Genomic DNA, 18909 nt, shown 5'->3' with positions numbered 1-18909 from the left:
CCCCAGGGCGGGTACGCGTCTTACAGGTATCGCGTCATGCAAACAGCAATCGAGATGGCCAAGGTCGATCATCAACTGGTCGTGCGGCTCAATCAGGCCTGGACCAAGCGCGCCACGGTGTGTGCACCGGACAAACTGTCGGTCAGCGAAGCATTCGACCCGACGCGCCCGGATTACCCGGAGTGCATGGTGCCGTTCTTCCATCACCCGAGATTCCAGGCACTGAGCGATGAGCTCAAAAGCAACGTGGTCACTTGGGGCTGGATCGGCTACAACCTGCGCACGGTGACCGCCGAAGAGTACGTGGTGAACCCGGCGCTGAGCGTCATCGCCAACCAGTACCTGGGCAAAAACGACTGGCATTTTCGCGAGGCGATGCAGCAGACGCTGATCGACGAGCACTACCACACGCTCATGCACCTGCGGGCCATCGAACGGACCAAAGAAGAACGTGAACTGGATCAGGACCTGGAGCTTCCGCCGTCGGTGACCTATCTGCGCCTGGTTGCGTTGCGTGAAACGTTGAGCGAGCAGTGGCAGCGTGACCTGGCGGCGATCACCTTTGCGGTGGTGGCCGAGATCAGCGTTAACGCTTATCTGGATCTGCTGGCGGACGATCAAACCATTCAGCCGCAAAACCGTCGCGTGGCCGAACTGCATAACCGTGACGAATATGCCCACAGCAAGATTCTCGCTGAAGTGGCGAAAGTCATGTACGCCAACATGCAGCCGACGCAACGGGCATTTTTCGCACAGACGTTGTCGGAGGCGCTGAGCGCTTTTGTCGCTCAGGACTACTCGATGTGGGAGGCGATTCTGACGCAGCTCGGCGTCGAGGACGCGGCGCTGATCATTGCCGACACCCGCGAGAGCAACAAGAACGCCACGATCATGCGCGACTACAGCGGCCTGCTGCGCCTGGCCGAGGACCTGGGGATTACCGACGAGATCGATTTCGACTTTCGTCCGACCCTCAACACCGCGGCCATGGCCTGAATCAGGAGGTGAACATGTCCGTTCCTGTGTATGAAGTCTTCGCCATCCGTGTCGGCGCCAATGCCCAGCGCACCGCCCGGGAGAACTTTCTGTACGACGCCTGCTGCGGTGATCCGAATGCGTCGATGCCGCTGGATTATTACTTCTGGGTCATCCGTAACGAGCAGCAGGTGTTGGTGGTCGATACCTGTTTTCAACCGGCCACGGCGGCTCGACGCAACCGTGAGATGTATCGCCTGCCGGAAGAATCCCTACGTCAGCTCGACATTGATCCGTCACGGGTCGAGCACCTGATCCTCACCCATTTGCACTGGGACCATGCCGGCAACCTGGGGCTGTTTCCGAAGGCGACGGTGCACGTGCAGGAAGCGGAACTGCGCTTCTGCACCGGGCCGAAAATGGCCCATCACACGGTGAACAAAACCTACGAGGTCGATGACGTGATGTCGGCGTTGCCACCGCTGTTCGAGGGTCGGATGCGCTTGCACACCGGCACCGTCGAAGTGCTGCCCGGCGTGACCCTGCACCCCGTGGGCGGGCACACGCCCGGCAGCCAGGTGGTGCGCGTGGCGACCGAGCGCGGGTGGATTGTCCTGGCTTCGGATGCGGCGCATTTGTGGGCGAACATCCGACAGCGCAGCCCGTTTCCGATCCTGGATGACCTGGCGCAGACACTGGAGGCGTTCAGTGAAATCGATCGCCTGGCGGACAGCGAAGACCACGTCATCCCCGGTCACGACCCGCTGATCGCCGAACGATTCCCGCACTGGAACGACGATCCGCACATTATCTGTTTGCACCAATCCCCCACAACGCCATAGATACCCAGCCTGCCCCTGTGGTGAGGGGATTTATCCCCGTTCGGCGGCGTAGCCGTCGTAATTCGTTGGATGCGGTATGACTGGGGAAAAACGGGGCCGCTTCGCAGCCCAGCGGGGATAAATCCCCTCGCCACAGGGTGCAGGCCAGGCAGTTATAAAGTGGTGTTAACCCTGCTTTTTGAGGAGTTGACCAAGGGTCGCCAGGGCTTCATCGATTTTCGGCGAATACGGTGCCCCGCAACCAATCCGCACAAAGTGATGGAATCGCTTGCCGTTGGAAAAGATATCCCCAGGCGAAATCTGGATACCGACCTTCAGCGCCTCATGAAACAACGCCATGGACGAGTAGTGCACCGGCAATTCCACCCACAACAACGTGCCGCCCTGTGGATGGGTCACGCGGGTACCCGCGGGAAAGTAACGCGTGATCGCTGCGCTCATGTGGCGGCGTTGTTGAGTCAGGGTTGTGCGCAAACGGCGCAGGTAACGTTCGTAGGACGGTGTCTTCATGAAGGCACTGACGGCCAGTTGTGACAATGCCTCGCAGCCACGGGACTGCGTGTGCTTGAGCATTTCCACGCGGTCGTGCCATTTGCCGGCGCTGATCCAGCCCAGGCGCATGCCGGGGGCCAGGGTTTTGTTCAACGAGGCGCAATAGATCACGTTGTCGGTGCGGTCCCAGTGTTTGAGCGTGGACAGCGGCTGCTCCGTGTCGACCAGATCGCCATAGGTGTCGTCTTCGATCAGCACGGTGTCGTGCTCGGCACACAGCTGCACCAGCCGCGCCTTGTGGGCCTCGGGCATGATGCTGCCCAGTGGGTTCTGCAGGTTGGGAATGACGATCAAGGCCCGGATGCGTTCGGGGCGTTGCAATGCCTGTTCGAGGGCAAACAGATTGATCCCGGCATCGGCTGTCGCTGGCACTTCCAGCACTCGCAGGTTCAGGCTTTCGAGAATTTGCAGCAGGCCGTAGAACGTCGGGGACTCCACGGCCACGGTGTCGCCAGGTTGAGTGACCGCGCGCAAGGCGAGGTTGATCGCTTCGGTCGCGCCATTGGTGATCACGATGCGCTCGGGCGCCAGGTTGGTTTTGGCGGTCAGTGCTCGACGCGCCAGAGTGCTGCGCAGCGCGATGTTGCCGCAGGGCGTGCCCGGAGCGCCGAGCAGGTGTTGATCCTGACGCAAGGCCTTGATCATGTGGTCCTGCAAAATCTTCAGCGGATACAGTTCCGACGCGCAGTAGGCGCTGGCGAAATTGACCTTGATGGTCGCGCGCTGGCTGGCCTTGAGGACCGACGAGACCTGTTCATGGATGCCGACGTAGACGCCGGTGTCCAGTGGCGGGGGAGTGATGGGCTTGGGCAGTGTGTCGGGCTGGCGAATGTAGTTGCCGGAGCGTGGGCGCGCTTCAAGCACGCCATAGTCTTCGAGCTCCCGGCATACCTGCACGGCGGTCGACAGGCTGACGGCGTGTTTTTCCATCATCAGTCGTATGGAGGGAAAGCGCTCACCGGTTTTCAAGGTGCCGCTGCGGATGGCGTCCAGATAGTGGTTGGCTAACTGACGGTAAAGGGGCGTCGTGTGCATGATGACCTCAGCAATCGCACCACTGAGGTCTTGGGCTGGAAAGTGAGGTTGACGCTCCCCGCAGGCGGACCCGTGGTGCTGTTGGGTTATGGGAAGTGTGGTTCTGGCGTCGATACTGGAAGAGTAATCGCGGATTTGCCCGAATCACGGGCAATAAAAAGCCCCGCATGAGGGCGGGGCTTGAGGGGATACACGAACCAGCGACAAACCTGTGGCGAGCGAGCTTGCTCGCGCTTGAGTGCGCAGCACTCACAAAAGGGGCCGCTACGCAGCCCAGCGGGAGCAAGCTCCCTCGCCACAAAGGCGCTGTTTCTGCATCAAGTGTGCGTCATGTGCAGCTGGAAGCGGTTTTACTGCGCGGCGACAAACCTGTGGCGAGCGAGCTTGCTCGCGCTTGAGTGCGTAGCACTCACAAAGGGGGCCGCTACGCAGCCCAGCGGGAGCAAGCTCCCTCGCCACATGGGCGCTGTTTCTGCATCAAGGGCGGGTTTTACTGCGCGGCGATGCTGAAGCCATCGAACGCCGTCTGCTGCTGCAGCGCGGTGATGATGTTCTTGCGGTTGACCGCTTGCTCGGTGCCGTTGTTGTCCAGGAATGTCTCACTTTCCAGTTCCGCCTCTTCGCCTTCGCCAACGAAGGTGAAACCGAGGAACTCCAGCGCTTCACGGTCAACGCTCATGCGCGAACGCGGTGTGCGCAGGGGCAGGGTGACGCTCATGCCGTCTTTGCTGATGGTGAATACTTCGACGTCTTTCTTGGCGCGCGCCGCCTTGCTCTTGCCGCTGCTCGGGTTGCTGATCGCCTGATGCGTCTGGTTCAGCACCTTCAGCGCCAGACCGTAAACGATCTCTTGAAACGACGGATCGTCCTTGAAACTGGACAGAATCCGGCTGATCGGGAATTTGCTGCTCAAGTCTTCAAGGGCCGCGATGTCAGAAGCTTCGGCGTCCTTGAGTTGCTTGAGTTCGCCCATCAGTTCGTAGGCTTTATCGTCGTCGAAGCTGTCGTGAGCCTGGCGAATCGCGGTGCGCAGCTCGCGGATCTGGTCGCTTTCCCGGGTGGACTGGAAAGCGTCCAGGACCATCTCGCTGATGGTCTTGGCCTGGGGCACGTGCTGTGAAAGATTGATGGAGTTTTCGTATTCCGCTTTGGACGACAAGGTGACTACGGATTCAGCGGTATTGGAATCGGACATTGAAATTTCACTACTTCTTTAACTTGAATTGGGGCGAAAAAGCACAGGGCTTTTTCAGGTCGCCTAATCTATTGGACCGGGGCGACGTTGTCACGGCCCACCGACCGGCTGCTCAAGTTTTTGCCGATTCCGCTGGACGCTCACAATGACGCAATCGTTCTGCACCCGCCTGTAGGAGCGAGCTTGCTCGCGATGGACGACAGAACACCGCGGGGCGTCAGGCTGTCAGCGTTATCGTTGACGTCCATCGCGAGCGAGCTCGCTCCTACGGGTGCAGAAGCTTCTGCACCCGTTTATCCGCCAGATGCTGAAGCACCAACCGGCCAATCAGGACCAACAGCGTGATCGAGATCAGCAGCACCGAAATCGCCGCCACGCTCGGGTCAACGTTATCGCGCAAACCGCTCCAGATCCGCTTCGGCAAGGTATCGACGTTGACACTGGTGATGAACAGCGTCACCGCGACTTCTTCCCACGACAGCGCAAAGGCCAGCAGGGCGGTGGAGGCGATGCCCAGTTTCAGGTTCGGCAGGATCACCATGAACGTGGTCTGCATCAGGCTGGCGCCGAGGTTGCGTGAGGCGAGTTCAATGCGCCGGTCAATCTGGCTGAGGGCAACCATCATGGTCACCACGCCATACGGCACCACCATGATCACGTGGGCGATCACCACGCCGGTCAGGGTGTCGTAACCCATCCCCGGTGCGAAGCGCCCAAGTTTGGTTTCCATGAAGTACAGCACCAGCGCCGAAATCACCGGCGGAATCGCCATCGGCAACAGCACCAGGCCGATCAGTGCCGTGGCCAGTTTTGAGCGCATGTACCAGATGCCGAGGCTGAAACTGACGGCCAACAACGTGGCGATCACGCTGGTGGCGAAGGCAATGGTCAGGCTCTGGCTGATCGCGTGGAACCAGTCAGGGTTGCTGACCAGTGCTTCGTAGTGCCGCAGCGACCAGTTGCCTTCCGGCATCGACAGGAAGCGTTTGCTGGTGAAGGACACCGGAATGACCGTCAGCAACGGGAACAGCATGAAGGCCATGGCGATCACGGCCAGCAGCCGGGTACTCAGGCTTGTGCGATGGGTGTTCATAAGTAACCTCAGCCGACCAGTCGGTTCACGCGGGTGATTTTCAGCAACACCCAGATCAATGCGCTGACCAGAGCCAGCAGCACCACGCTGAGTGCCGCGCCCAAGCCCCAGTTACTGGTCTGGAACATTTGCAGGAACACGTATTCGGCAATCATCACCGTTTGCCCGCCGCCCAACAAAACCGGGGTGATGAAGAAGCCCAGGCAGAACACGAAGACCATGATGAACGCACCCAGCATGCCCGGCAGTGTCTGCGGCAGCAGCACTTGCCAGAAGGTGCGAAAAGCACCGGCACCCAAGCCGCGGGAGGCCATGAGGATGCGCTGGTCGAGTTGACGCATGCTCGACAGCAACGGGAACACGGCGTACGGAATCATCACGTGAAGCATGCCGATGACCACGCCAATTTCATTGCGGCTCAGTTGCAGCGGTTGATCGATCAGCCCCATGCCCATCAACCCTTCGTTGAGCGCGCCGTTGCTGCGCAAGGCGATCAACCAGCCGAACGCCCGGACCAGTACCGAAATCCAGAACGGAATGAAGATGCAGATTTCCACCACGCGCTGCCAGAACGGCGGGCTGAACACCCAGCAGTAGGCCAGCAGGTAACCGATCAGCAACGCCAGACAACTCACGGTCATGCACAAACGCAAGGTGCGCCAGAGCATCTCGTGGATGGCCGGGTCGGTGGCGATGCGCTGGTATTGCTCGATGCCCGGCGTCGGCAGCGAGAAGCTCCAACCCACCACGCCCAGAAACGGCAGCACGTAGAAAATCAGCAGCAACACCGGCAGCGGAAACAGCAGCAACCCTCGCTCCAGGCCCGGCGAGCTGAACCGGGGCTTGGGTTTGGTCAGGGTTGAGGTCAGGGTCATATTCATGGTCGATGGCTCACTTGGACAAGCGCGTCAAATACTCTTCCAGGGCTTTGGAGTAGTTGTCGGCGTACCACTGGGCATTGAGGGCGATCTGTTTTTTCAGGTTCTCTGGCGAGGCGCAGTTGGCCTTCAGTTGCTGAGCCGACATGAGTTTTTCGGTCGCGCTGTTCGACGGTCCGTTACCCAGCAACTCGAACAGTTTGAGCTGGCCTTCAGGTTGCAACGCATGCTGGATGAACTGCATGGCCGGCTGCGTGCCCGCCGGGTTGCCTTGCAACACGGCCCAGCTGCTGGAGTTGATAAAACCGTTGTCGAAGCTCCAGCGCACACGGTTGTCGGTGTCTTCACTGAGCAGTTTGGCGCGGGTATGCCAGATGGCGCCGACCGACACTTCGCCGTCGACCATCAACTGCTGACTCTCGGCACCCGAACTCCAGAACGACAGCACGTGGGGTTTGATCTCATCGATCTTTTTCATCGCCCGTGGCACGTCCAGCGGGTAGAGCTGATCAGCGGGAACACCGTCGGCCAGCAACGCCGCTTCGAGCATCCCGTTCATCCATTTGTACAGCGTGCGCTTGCCCGGGAATTTCTTGACGTCCCAGAAATCGGCCCAGGTTTTCGGGCCGTTGTCGCCGAATTTGGCGCTGTCCCAGGCCATGACGTAGCTGAACTGATAACTGGCGATGCCGAAGTCGGAGGCGAGCGCCGGCGCGACCTGGTCGCGCTTGATCACGTTGTAATCCAGCGGTTGCACGATCTTTTCGCGGCCCAGCACGAGGGCGCTGTAGCTCTCGACATCCACCACGTCCCAGCTCGGCTGGCCGCTGGCGAGCTGCGAGCGGATCGCGCCCTCGGTCGGGCCGGCGCCATCGATCCGCACCTGGAGGCCGGTGTTCTTGGTGAAGGTCTCGGTCCACGCCGAGCGGAACGCGTTCAGGGCGTCGCCACCCCAGTTGACCACCACCAGCGGCTTGTCGGCCGACCAGCTGATGCCACTGCGCAGGGCCAGCGGCACCGCGGCCAACAGTCCCATGGCCTGCATGAAGGTCCGACGGTTGATCTGCCCGCCTCGGGCTTTTTCGATCAGCACTTCAATGCAGTCGCGTTGATGATCCTGGCTCATTGCACGTCCTCAGTTGGCGGGTGTCCCTCAGGGCAGTCGCCTTGTTGTTGTCATTAGGGGAGAGCTTGGTGATGAAAGTCGCGGGCGACTTCAGGCCTGCAGCAGGAAGCTTTGCTGTACCGGCCAGCTCAGCCATACCGGCGCACCGCTGGGCATCAGGGCGCCCGGATGATTACCGGGTACCGACAGGTTGACGGGCACGCCATCGACCTTGAGCGCCAGGTGAGTGCTGGAACCCTGATAGACCTTGTCGGTGAGTTGCGCGGGCATCACGTTGTAACCGTCCAGGGACGGGCAGTCGCTGTGCAGTTCCATGTGCTCGGGGCGCACGGCGAGTACCGTCGGCTGGGCATTCAGCGGATTGGGTGCGAGGGCATGCAACACGCTGTTGCCGCAGCGACCGCTGGCGGTCGGGCCGTTGCGGGTCATGTCCACCAGCGGGAACAGGTTCATCTTGCCGAGGAACTCGGCGACGAAACGGCTCTCGGGGCGGTTGTAGATGTTTTCCGGCGTGTCGACCTGGGTCAGCTTGCCGTGATTGAAGATCGCGATGCGCGAGGACAGCGCCAACGCTTCGTTCTGATCGTGGGTCACAAAGACGAAGCTGGTGCCCACCTGGCGATGGATGCGTTGCAGTTCGGTTTGCAGCTGTTCGCGCAGGTTTTTGTCGAGTGCCGACAGCGGTTCGTCGAGCAACAGCAAATCCGGTTCGAACACCAGCGCCCGGGCAATCGCGACGCGCTGTTGCTGGCCACCGGACAGTTCGGCCGGCTTCTTGTGCATGTGCGCGCCCAGCCCGACCACTTCCAGGATGTGCTTGACCCGGCGTTGGCGCTCCTCGGCGGCGACTTTGCGGATGCGCAGCGGATAGGCCACGTTATCAGCCACGCTCATGTGCGGGAACAGCGCATAACCCTGGAACACCATGCCGTAGTTTCGCTTCTCGGCCGAGCGCTTGATGATGTCCACGCCGTGTTCCATCAACTTGCCCGAAGTCGGGCTGAGGAAGCCGGCGAGGATCATCAGCAAGGTGGTTTTACCGGAGCCGGACGGGCCCAGCAGGGTCAGGAATTCGCCTTGGCGAACGTCAAGATCGACGTTATCCAGCGCCGCGAAACGACCGTAATACTGGCTGATACCTTGTGCGCTGAGCTGAATCGCAGAACCGCTGGACACGATGAATATTCCTCTTTTTATTGCCCCGAGGCGTGCGAGGGCGGATGCAAATCCGGCAGGGGCTTTGGGCTCATTATTGTTAAAAATATCGCTACATCAATGGAATTATTTTGCCCATATTGGTTAGTTTTATTACTCAATCTCCAGCCTTCATTTACAACACAAACTGGAGGCGTGCGGCTTTGTGGTGAGGGGATTTATCCCCGATGGGCCGCGAAGCGGCCCCCAACACCCGATAACGCGGTGTACCTGTTAAAGCGGGGGTGGCAGATTTTGGGGCGGCTTCGCCACCCATCGGGGATAAATCCCCTCACCACAAAGGCGGCCGTCACAAAAATACATTGCGGGGTTTCAGAGGGTGTCTTGCCAGGTTTGGCGGGACGACTGGAGTTGGGTCTTGACCCAGTTACTGAAGGCCTGGACCACCGCGCGTTCGGCCTTTTGCGGGTCGGCGGCCAGGTAATAGCCACGGTGCAGGTCGATGGTGATGTCGAACGGACGCACCAGCAAACCCTTGGACAGCGCATCGCCGCTGATCAGATTGTCGCCGATGGCGATGCCCTGGCCGGCAATGCACGCCGACTGCGCGCAATGCGCATCGGAGAACAGTATTCCGCTCACCGCGTTGACCCCCGAGGCACCGGCGGCGGTCAGCCAGACGCGCCAGTCCGAGTAGTCGGTCATGTGCAGCAACGGGTAGGCGCTGAGTTCCTGCGGGTTCTTCAGGCCGCCCAGTGCGTTGATCAAACGCGGGCTGCACACCGGGAAAAAGCGCAGCGCTACGATTTCTTCAACGACCATCTCCGTCCAGTCGCCAATCCCGTAGGTAATGAACAGATCGGCGCCGGGGTTGCTGATGTCGTCCGGTGTCCGGGGCGAAATCAGCTGCAATTGCACTTGCGGGTACTGGCGCAGGAACGCGCCGATGTGGTGGCACAGCCAATACGTGGCAAAGCCCGGCGCACAGCTGACGCACAACCGGCCGGAGATCTCCTGGTCGTCGACCAACTGACCGGCGTCGAGCAAGTTCATGAGAATCCCGTGCACCTCCCGCGCATAGCGTTCGCCCTGATACGTCAAACCGATCCCACGGCCGATCCGTTCGGTGAGGGCGAAACCGACGCATTCTTCAAGCTTGCTGATCTGGTGGCTGATCGCGCTACGGGTCAGGTTCAGTTCACGGGCGGCGACCGACACGCTGCCCAGCCGGGCGACCGCGTCCAAGGCACGAAGGGCTGTCATCGATGGAAAACGCATAAATCATCCCGCTGAAAGTTGAGAAAACAGACATTAAGCGAACGCTAATTCTGTGGCGAGGGAGCTTGCTCCCGCTCGGCTGCGAAGCAGTCGCAAAGCGTTTGGAAAGCTTTTGGGGCCGCTACGCGTCCCAGCGGGAGCAAGCTCCCTCGCCACAAGTTCATGCGTGACTGCACTAATGAGTATGGTGAAGTAAATCGAACAGTCAGGCCAAAAAAAATCGATTGTTGTATCGGTTGGTTCAACAATACTAGCTCAACTCGTCATCGGGCCAGACTGGCCCATTATCAAAGAGGTGCTGCATGACCCGTTGTGCCCAGGCGCTCGTTCAGTTGCTGGAAGGCTATGGCGTCGAAACCGTCTTCGGCATTCCCGGCGTGCACACCGTCGAGCTTTATCGCGGCCTGGAAGGCAGTCGTCTGAAGCACATCAGCCCGCGCCACGAGCAGGGGGCCGGGTTCATGGCGGACGGTTACGCCCGTGCCAGCGGCAAGCCGGGTGTCTGCTTCATCATCACCGGCCCCGGGATGACGAATATTCTTACCGCGATGGGCCAGGCCTATGCGGACTCGGTGCCGATGCTGGTGATCTCCACCTGCAACCGACGCGAACACCTGCGCCTGGGCCATGGTCACCTGCATGAACTGCCCGACCAGCGCGCGATGGTCGCCGGTGTGTGTGCGTTCAGCCACACGTTGCAGCACCCGGACCAATTGCCTGAAGTGCTGGCGCGTGCCTTTGCCTTGTTTGGCTGCACACGGCCTCGTCCCGTGCACATTGAAATTCCGCTGGATGTGCTGGACATGTCCGCCGAAGGGCTCGACTTGCGCCCCCGCGCCTTGCCGGCGGCGCCTGCACCGGCGCCTGCGGCCATCGATGCCGCCGTCGCGCTGATCAACAACGCGCAGCGGCCATTGATCCTGGCCGGTGGTGGCACCCGTCGAGCGGCCGAGGCCCTGACATTGCTCGCTGAACGTCTACAGGCGCCGGTCGCGCTGACCACCAATGCCCGAGGCCTGCTGCCCCCCGAACACCCGTTGCTGCTCGATGGCGTGCAGTCGTCAGCCCATGGTCGCGAATTGATCGCCGAGGCGGACGTGGTGCTCGCCGTCGGTACCGAACTGGGCGAAACCGATTACGACTTTTTCGGCCTGGGGCCTTTGACGTTCAACGCCCCGCTGATTCGTCTGGACATCGATCCGATGCAGGTGCTTGGCGCGCAACCGGCGGCTGTCGGTCTGTTGGGTGACGCCGACCAAGGCCTACGTGCGCTGCTGGCGCAACTGCCGCAACGCCAGGCCGTTCAAACGTGGTCGAGTGCCCGTGTAACGCAGGTCAATGCGCTGGAACACGCAGGCTGGAGTTCGAAGCAGAGTCGCTTACAGGCCGTGCTCGATACGGTCCGTGACTGCCTGCCGCAGCCGCTGATCGTCGGTGATTCGACGCAGCCGGTGTATCAGGGCGCCCTGGGCTATCGGGCGCCAACGCCTGACAGTTGGTTCAACGCCGGGACGGGGTACGGAACGCTCGGCTACGCATTGCCCGCTGCCATCGGCGCCAAACTGGCCCGGCCGCTGCGCCCGGTGGTGGCGCTGGTCGGGGACGGTGGATTGCAGTTTTCCAGCGCCGAACTGATCGCCGCCAAAGAGGCGGGCGCAGCCATTATTTTGCTGCTGTGGAACAACACCAGCTACGCCGAAATTCGCGACTACATGAATGCCAAAGCGGTGCCGTTAGTGGGCGTGGACATTCTCACGCCGGACTTCGCCGCCCTGGCCCGCAGCTGCCACGTGCCGCATCACCCGGTCAGCAATCTGCACACGCTGCGCGAGTTGTTGGCCCAACTCGCTAGCACGGAAACACCGGTCATGCTCGAACTGGACGCTGCCGCGTTTCTGGCGGAGTAAGCGCCGCGTGCGCGTGACAACCCTGAACATTTCCAGGTCCCCGAAGCGCCCGGCGCACGGTGGACCTTCCCATCGCACTGAACTCAAAAGGTGGCTTACATGGCTGAGTCCGACAACTTTTCCTCGACCCATTCCGCGCAAGGGACCTTTGCCGATCTGATCCTTGCTAACGGTCGCATCTATACCCAGGACCCCTCGAACCCGTGGGCCGAGGCCGTGGCGATCCGCGACGGCAAGTTGATCGGTGTCGCCAGTCTTGACGCGCTGCAGGCGTTCAAGGGCCCGAACACCGTGTTGCATGATCTGCAAGGCGCGTTCTGCATGCCGGGCCTGCACGATATGCACACGCACCCCGACCTGGCGTTGGCGCCGCGCTACAGCGATGACCTCGATGTCGGCATCGAAGACCCGACGCCCGAACAACTGCGCGAAAGCATTCTCGCCTACGCCGATTCCCATCCGGGTGACGGCTGGATTTATGGGCAATATTGGGTGCGCTACACCTTCCGCGAGGCCGGGTTGACGCCGGGTCGCGCCTGGCTCGACAGCGTCATGCCGGACCGCCCCGTGGCGCTGCTCGACCGCATGTGGGGCACCATGATGGTCAACTCCAAAGCGCTGGAACTGGCGGGCATCGATGGCCACACCGCTGACCCGCGCAACGGCTATCTGGAGCGCGATGAACTGACCGGTGAACCCACCGGCCTGATGATCGACGGCGCCTACGCGATGATCCATGCCGCCATGCCACCGACACCGGTCAGCGTACTGCGCCGCGCCTACCGCGATGGCGTGCATTTTCAGAGTTCCCGTGGCGTGACCGCGAGCAAATACGTTCATGTTTGCGAACAACGTTTGCAGGCATTGAAAGAACTGGACGACAGCGGCGAACTGACCGTACGCATCGAAGCCGCCATCAGTTGGCAGGACGATATTTTTCCGGTACGTCGTCGTTGGGAATTGCTCAGTGGCGAACGTCACTACTACCGCAGTGCACGCCTGAGTGCCAACGCGGTGAAGTTCCACTTCGACGGCACGGTCGAGCCGAAGTCTTCGTACCTGCTGGCACCATGGCCAGAGGAAAAGAGCTGGCGCGGCAAGCTCAACCTGACGCCGGAACACATCACCGACATGGTGGTGGACATGGACAGCAAGGGGATCCGGGTGATCGCGCATTGCACCGGCGATGGCGCGTCCGACGTGTTCCTCGATGCCGTGGCCGAAGCGCGTCGTCGCAATGGTTTCAGTGGCGTGCGCCACCAGTGCGCCCACAGTACGTTGCTGCACCCGGGCAACCTGCCGCGCTTCAAGGAGCTGAACGTCATTGCCGAGTTCTCGCCCGCGGCCTGGTACCCGACGCCGTTCGCCAGCGGTGCGCGCTCGGGTTACGGTCAGGAACGGCTCAAGCGCATCTATGACTTCAAAGGCGTGCTCGAAGCTGGCGGCACGGCGGTCATGGGCACCGACTGGCCGGTGGCGTCCATCGACCCGTGGCTGGCGCTGGAAACCATGGTCACCCGCCAGAACCCGTGGAACGACGATCCGTCCTGCTTTGGTGATCCGATCAGCCTCGAACAGGCGCTGAACGTGGTCACCCGCAATGGTGCCGTCGCCATGGGACTGGAACACAGCACCGGCAGCCTGGAAGTCGGAAAATCGGCGGACTTGATTGTCATTGACCGCGACCTGTTCGCCGAGCCGGCACGCAACTACATCCACCGCACCAACGTGCTGCTGACCTTTGTGCAAGGGCAGTTGGTCTACGACCGGCACTCGACCCTGGCATCGGCGGGACTGAAATCGGTCTGGCAAGGCGAGCCACCGGTGCTGGAAGGTAAGGCGAAATGAGCACACCACGGATTGCAGTCACCGTCGTTTCGGGGTTTCTCGGGGCCGGTAAAACCACCTTGCTCAACGGGATGGTGCGCCGAGCGGAGGGCAGTCGTCTGGCCGTCATCGTCAACGATTTCGGCGAGCTGAACATCGATGCGGCCATCGTTTCCGAAGTCACGGACACGGTGGTCAGCCTGCAAAACGGCTGTATTTGCTGCACAGTGCAGGAAGACCTGTTGGCGCAGCTGACCAGCCTGGCGCAACTGCAGCCGAGGCTTGAGCGTATCGTCATCGAATGCAGCGGCGTGTCCGATCCGCAGCGTATCGTGCAAACCCTGGCGTACCCGCAACTGCGCAGCCAGATGCACCTGGACATGGTCATTACCGTGGTCGACGCCACCCGGCACCTGCAACTCGAGGGTGAATACGCTCGACTGGCCAGGGCGCAGGTGGCTGCGGCCGATCTGCTGTTGTTGAACAAATCCGATCTGGTCGACGATCAGCAGTTGCAGGTTTTACGCGATGCGCTGGGCGCCAAGACCCGGGTGCATGTCAGTGTGCAGGCGCAGCTGCCGGATGCCCTTTGGCTGGATTCGGAGCTGGACCTGGAACCGCGTGTGCTGAAATCGCTGACGCCGGTGTCCACCGACAATCACAGCGAAATGTTCAGCAGTTGGTTGTGGCAGGGCAACGTAGTACTTGATGCCGAAGCATTGCGCGGCTGGTTGCAGGCGCTGCCCAGCGATGTGTTTCGGGTCAAGGGATTGGTGAAGCTGGCGCAGGGCAACAAGGCGCACTGGCTGCAACACGTCGGTACCCGCAGTCAGTTTCTGCCGGCGATCGATGAAGCCGGCGCCGATACGACTCGGCTGGTGTTCATCGCCCGCCGTGGTTTCGACGGTTGGGAGGCCTTGGGTCAAGGACTTGAGGCCTGCACCGTGAAGGTGAGCGCATGAACCCGAGCGAACAACGTTTACGTGAAGAACTTGCCGCCTGTTACCGCTTGATCGCGCACTTTCGTATGACCGATTTGATCTTCACTCACATCTCGGTGCGCATTCCGGGGCCTGAGCATCATTTCCTGATCAATCCCTACGGGTTGATGTTCGATGAAATTACCGCGTCCAACCTGGTGAAAATCGGACTCGATGGTCAGGCAGTGGAGTCGTCACCGTACCCGGTAAATCCGGCGGGGTTTGTGATTCACAGCGCGATTCATGGGGCGCGGGAGGATGCGCAATGCGTGCTGCACACCCACACCAAATCCGGTTGTGCGGTCGCGGCGTTGAAGTGTGGATTGTTGCCAGTGAATCAGATTTCCATGGAGTTTTACGGGCGCGTTGCCTACCACGACTATGAAGGTGTGGCGCTGGATTTGAGTGAGCAAGAACGACTGGTGCTGGACATGGGCGATAAGCCGGTGCTGATGCTGCGTAACCATGGGTTGTTGACCGTGGGTGAAACCGTAAGTCAGGCGTTTTTGCGCATGTATTACCTGGAAAAAGCCTGCGAAATTCAGTTGGCGGCGATGGCGGCCGGTGAGCTGGTTTTGCCGCCGGCTGAGGTGTGTGAGTACACCGAGCGGCAGTTCAATGATCCTGGCCGGCCGCTGGATGAAGGCGAGTTGAACGATCCGGATGCGATGCAATTGGCGTGGGCGGCGTTATTGCGATTGCTCGACCGGGTGGCGCCGGGTTATCGCGACTGATCTGAATGTTCGGTTGTTCGGGCCAGCATGGCCAATCAGGTTTTCCCCGGCGTATTCAGGTTCATCGAGCGCTCCGCCAGGGCATTCGCGGTTTCCTCATCCACCGGCAGCGAAAAGCTGAACGTCGCGCCTTGCCCCGGCACATCCACCAGGCGGATCTCGCGCCCATGCAGCTGCAGGATCCGATGCACGATACGCAACCCCAATCCTCCATCACGCCGGGCACCACCGATATTGAACGGGCGCAAGAACAAGCCTTCCCGAAGTTCGGCCGCAATGCCCGGGCCGCTGTCGCTGACGGTGATCTCGACGAACCGGCCTTGCGGCACAAGGCTGATGTCGATGGCGCCGCTCTGTGGCGTGTGACGTAAGGCGTTGTCGAACAGGTTGGTCAGCACACGCTCGATCAACCCCAGGTCGGCGCAGACGGCGGCGACATTGGGCGCGAACGTCGCCTTGAGTTCGACCTGACGCGCCTCGGCCGTCAGTTCGAATTTCTGGAAAATATCCTGCACCAGATCGGTCAGCGAGAAGCGCTCCAGCACCGGTTGCACAAAACCGTGTTCCAGCCGCACCAGCTCCAGCAGCGATTGCGCCAGCCCGCCGACCTTGCGGCTTTGGTCCAGGGCGATGCCGAGGTAGCGGCGACGGTCGGCAGGGGACAACGTGGCGTCCTTCATCGACAGGGTTTCCAGGTAGCCGTGCAGCGAGGCCAGTGGTGTGCGCAGGTCGTGGGAAATGTTCGCCACCAATTCGCGGCGCTCCTGGTCCTGGCGGGTCAATGAGCGCCATTGTTCGCTGAGGCGCGCCTGCATCTGGCGGAAGGTGGCGTCGAGGATGGCGATCTCATCGTGACTCGCGGCTTTTTCCACCGGGGCTGATGCGGGCGGCGTCGACGGGACACCGTCAATGTCGAACCGGCTGACGGTTTCAGTCAGGCGCCGCAACGGTCGGGTGATCAGGGCGAACGCGGTGAGACCGGCAATCAGGCAAAGCAACGCGACCAGCGCGATGGAGAGCAGGGCGGTGTTGAGTGCGGCGCTGGTGGCGCCGCGTTCGGCCAGGCGATCGTGGTCTTCGCCGAGCAATACCACGTAGAGATAACCCGCGGGTTTGCCATCGACTTTCAGCGGCGCGGCGCTGAACACCTTGCGCGCATCGACGCTGCGCGGGTCGTCGCCGAGAATCGGCAGGGCATCCCCTCGGAGCAAGCGCTGGATCGGGGCGAGGTCGACCCGATCCCGGTGAATCCGCCCTTCGGGCGCCGCGTTGCCGACAATCTTGCCCTCGGTGTCGAGCAGGTACACCTCGACACTGGGGTTGACCAGCATCAGCTGGCTGAACAGATTGCGCACCGCATCGGGCATCAGGCCTTTGGTGTCCATCAGCACCGTGTCGCGGGCAATGTGTTGCGCCAGGTCCCGTGACAGCCCTTGCACCACTTCCTGTTCATGCATCTGGTTGGAGCGCACCTGCATCCATGCCGACGTGCCGCAGCACACCAGCAACAAAACGGCGAACACCAGCGACAACCGTTGAGTCAGGGTCAGCCTCATGGCTGCTCCTCCCTTGCCGCGAATTTGTAGCCGCGCCCCCACACCGTGAGGATGCGCACCGGTTGTGCCGGATCGGCCTCGATCTTGGCTCGCAAGCGGTTGATGTGGGTGTTGACCGTGTGCTCGTAGCCTTCATGGCTGTAGCCCCACACGGCGTTCAGCAGGTCCATGCGCGAGAAGACTTTGCCGGGCTGGCGGGCGAAGAAATACAACAGGTCAAACTCCCGTGGCGTGAGGTCCAGGCGCTTGCCCTCGAGGGACACATCGCGGGTGATCGGGTCGATGGAGAGGCCGTCGACGATCAGGCTGCCGGCGTCCATTTTCAGGTTGCGCGCCATGGCGTCGACCCGGCGCAGCAGCGCTTTGACCCGGGCCACGAGTTCGAGCATGGAAAAGGGTTTGGCCAGGTAATCATCGGCGCCCAGTTCAAGCCCGACGATCCGGTGCATTTCACTGGAGCGCGCACTGGTGATGATGATCGGCGTGTAGCGGGCCATCGCCCGGGCGCGGCGGCAGATTTCCAGGCCGTCGACACCCGGCAGCATCAGGTCCAGGATCAACGCGTCCCAGGTGCCTTGTTGCAGCAGGCGCATGCCTTCATCGCCGTCGGCGCAATGCACCACCTCGAACTGCTCATCACGCAGATGCAGGCAGATAAGGTCGGCGATGTGCAGGTCGTCCTCGACCACGAGAACGCGTTTGGTCTGTTCCATAAAGCTCAATCCTTCTGCGCATCGTGCGTATTGCCACCAACTACTGTAGGAGCGAGCCTGCTCGCGAAAAACCTGAGGGCGCCGTGGGGCGTCAGGTGTCCCGCGTCATCGTTTACCACCCTCGCGAGCAAGCTCGCTCCTACAGTGACAGAGGCATCGTGCGTATTGCCCCTACTGTAGGAGCGAGCCCGCTCGCGAAAAACCTGAGGCCACCGTGGGGCGTCAGGTGTCCCGCGTCATCGTTTACCACCCTCGCGAGCAAGCTCGCTCCTACAGTGACAGAGGCATCGTGCGTATTGCCCCTATTGTAGGAGCGAGCCCGCTCGCGAAAAACCTGAGGGCGCCGTGGGGCGTCAGGTGTCCCGCGTCATCGTTTACCACCCTCGCGAGCAAGCTCGCTCCTACAGGTGTGGCAGAGGCATTGTGCGGGTTTTTCACGGCTCCAGTTATCACGAATTGTTTAACTCTCCGTGAGGATTTGGCGATCCACCCAAGCCTAGGCTGTGTTCCATGAAAGGCACCCTGGATTTTTGGAGACGGCCATGTTTTCACGGCGACAATTTCTGTTAGCGAGCGGTGGGCTGGGGGCTGCAGCCCTGGTGATCGGTGTATTGCCAAAATTTTCGACAAGCGCGGCGTTGATCAGTGACGCCAACGCGGCGGAGGTGTTCGAGGTGACCCACAGCGATGCCGAATGGCACACCCTGCTCAGCGACGAGCAATACGACATCCTCCGGGAGGAGGGCACCGAGCGGGCCTACAGCAGCGCGCTGAACAACGAGCACCGCGACGGTACGTTCGCCTGTGCCGGTTGCGCCTTGGCGCTGTTTTCTTCCGCGACCAAGTTCGACAGCCGTACGGGCTGGCCGAGTTTCTGGGCACCGCTGGACAAGGCTGTGGCCACGCGCCAGGACCGTTCGTTCGGCGTGGTGCGTGAAGAAGTCCATTGCCGGCGGTGCGGCGGTCATCTGGGCCATGTCTTCGACGATGGCCCAAAACCCACCGGTCTGCGCTACTGCATGAACGGCCTGGCGATGACCTTCCAGCCGAAGACGGCTTGATC

General features: G+C 61.2%; 16 protein-coding genes. 7 read left to right on the top strand and 9 right to left on the bottom strand.

Annotated features, from left to right (window positions below; translation table 11 throughout):
* Nucleotides 1-36 precede the first annotated feature (36 nt).
* Nucleotides 37-996 carry a diiron oxygenase gene (locus tag EJA72_RS05575; protein WP_157710508.1) on the top strand — a complete coding sequence of 320 codons (960 nt, stop codon included), beginning with the start codon at nt 37-39 and terminating at the stop codon, nt 994-996.
* Between the two features lie 14 nt (nt 997-1010).
* Nucleotides 1011-1817, top strand: coding sequence for an N-acyl homoserine lactonase family protein (locus tag EJA72_RS05570; RefSeq protein WP_157710507.1), 807 nt, complete (start codon nt 1011-1013; stop codon nt 1815-1817).
* A gap of 165 nt (nt 1818-1982) precedes the next feature.
* On the opposite strand, the gene EJA72_RS05565 is transcribed toward EJA72_RS05570, so the two are convergent.
* The 7 genes from EJA72_RS05565 to EJA72_RS05535 form a co-directional block, all read right to left on the bottom strand.
* Nucleotides 1983-3404: a PLP-dependent aminotransferase family protein gene (locus tag EJA72_RS05565; protein WP_157710506.1), complete on the bottom strand. Its 1422-nt coding sequence runs from the start codon at nt 3402-3404 to the stop codon at nt 1983-1985.
* A gap of 490 nt (nt 3405-3894) precedes the next feature.
* Nucleotides 3895-4599, bottom strand: coding sequence for a hypothetical protein (locus EJA72_RS05560; protein ID WP_157710505.1), 705 nt, complete (start codon nt 4597-4599; stop codon nt 3895-3897).
* A 265-nt stretch (nt 4600-4864) separates the two neighbouring features.
* A complete protein-coding gene (locus EJA72_RS05555; RefSeq protein WP_157710504.1) occupies nt 4865-5692 on the bottom strand; it encodes an ABC transporter permease in 828 nt (275 codons plus the stop codon).
* 8 nt (nt 5693-5700) lie between these two features.
* Complete coding sequence (locus EJA72_RS05550) at nt 5701-6573, bottom strand: ABC transporter permease (protein ID WP_157710503.1); 873 nt, start codon at nt 6571-6573, stop codon at nt 5701-5703.
* Between the two features lie 10 nt (nt 6574-6583).
* On the bottom strand, nt 6584-7696 hold the full coding sequence (locus tag EJA72_RS05545) for an ABC transporter substrate-binding protein (RefSeq protein WP_157710502.1): 1113 nt from the start codon (nt 7694-7696) through the stop codon (nt 6584-6586).
* Between the two features lie 90 nt (nt 7697-7786).
* Entirely contained in the window at nt 7787-8872 is a 1086-nt protein-coding gene (locus tag EJA72_RS05540) for an ABC transporter ATP-binding protein (protein ID WP_178129072.1), read from the bottom strand.
* 351 nt (nt 8873-9223) lie between these two features.
* The gene (locus EJA72_RS05535) at nt 9224-10129 is read right to left on the bottom strand and encodes a LysR substrate-binding domain-containing protein (RefSeq protein ID WP_157710501.1); all 906 of its coding nucleotides are present in this window, start codon (nt 10127-10129) and stop codon (nt 9224-9226) included.
* Nucleotides 10130-10431: 302 nt separating this feature from the next.
* Here EJA72_RS05535 and EJA72_RS05530 point away from each other — a divergent pair, with 302 nt between their 5' ends.
* The 4 genes from EJA72_RS05530 (at nt 10432) to EJA72_RS05515 (ending at nt 15577) form a co-directional block, all read left to right on the top strand.
* Complete coding sequence (locus EJA72_RS05530; RefSeq protein WP_157710500.1) at nt 10432-12036, top strand: 5-guanidino-2-oxopentanoate decarboxylase; 1605 nt, start codon at nt 10432-10434, stop codon at nt 12034-12036.
* A gap of 99 nt (nt 12037-12135) precedes the next feature.
* Entirely contained in the window at nt 12136-13884 is a 1749-nt protein-coding gene (locus EJA72_RS05525; RefSeq protein ID WP_157710499.1) for an amidohydrolase, read from the top strand.
* Complete coding sequence (locus tag EJA72_RS05520) at nt 13881-14825, top strand: GTP-binding protein (RefSeq protein ID WP_157710498.1); 945 nt, start codon at nt 13881-13883, stop codon at nt 14823-14825. Before EJA72_RS05525 ends, EJA72_RS05520 begins: the two co-directional genes overlap by 4 nt.
* Nucleotides 14822-15577 carry a class II aldolase/adducin family protein gene (locus tag EJA72_RS05515; protein ID WP_157710497.1) on the top strand — a complete coding sequence of 252 codons (756 nt, stop codon included), beginning with the start codon at nt 14822-14824 and terminating at the stop codon, nt 15575-15577. Before EJA72_RS05520 ends, EJA72_RS05515 begins: the two co-directional genes overlap by 4 nt.
* Nucleotides 15578-15612: 35 nt before the next feature.
* Here EJA72_RS05515 and EJA72_RS05510 read toward each other — a convergent pair whose 3' ends face one another.
* Nucleotides 15613-17133 (bottom strand): HAMP domain-containing sensor histidine kinase, encoded by a 1521-nt coding sequence (locus tag EJA72_RS05510; protein ID WP_157710496.1) that lies wholly within the window; start codon nt 17131-17133, stop codon nt 15613-15615.
* On the bottom strand, nt 17130-17846 hold the full coding sequence (locus EJA72_RS05505; protein WP_157710495.1) for a response regulator transcription factor: 717 nt from the start codon (nt 17844-17846) through the stop codon (nt 17130-17132). The genes EJA72_RS05510 and EJA72_RS05505 overlap by 4 nt, the downstream gene beginning before the upstream one ends.
* A gap of 542 nt (nt 17847-18388) precedes the next feature.
* Here EJA72_RS05505 and msrB point away from each other — a divergent pair.
* The gene (msrB, locus tag EJA72_RS05500) at nt 18389-18907 is read left to right on the top strand and encodes a peptide-methionine (R)-S-oxide reductase MsrB (RefSeq protein WP_157710494.1); all 519 of its coding nucleotides are present in this window, start codon (nt 18389-18391) and stop codon (nt 18905-18907) included.
* The last annotated feature ends 2 nt before the right edge of the window (nt 18908-18909 follow it).

The sequence above is a fragment of the Pseudomonas sp. PB120 genome (genome assembly GCF_009761815.1).
GTDB lineage: Bacteria > Pseudomonadota > Gammaproteobacteria > Pseudomonadales > Pseudomonadaceae > Aquipseudomonas.
This window is presented reverse-complemented; position numbering and strand designations above follow the sequence as displayed.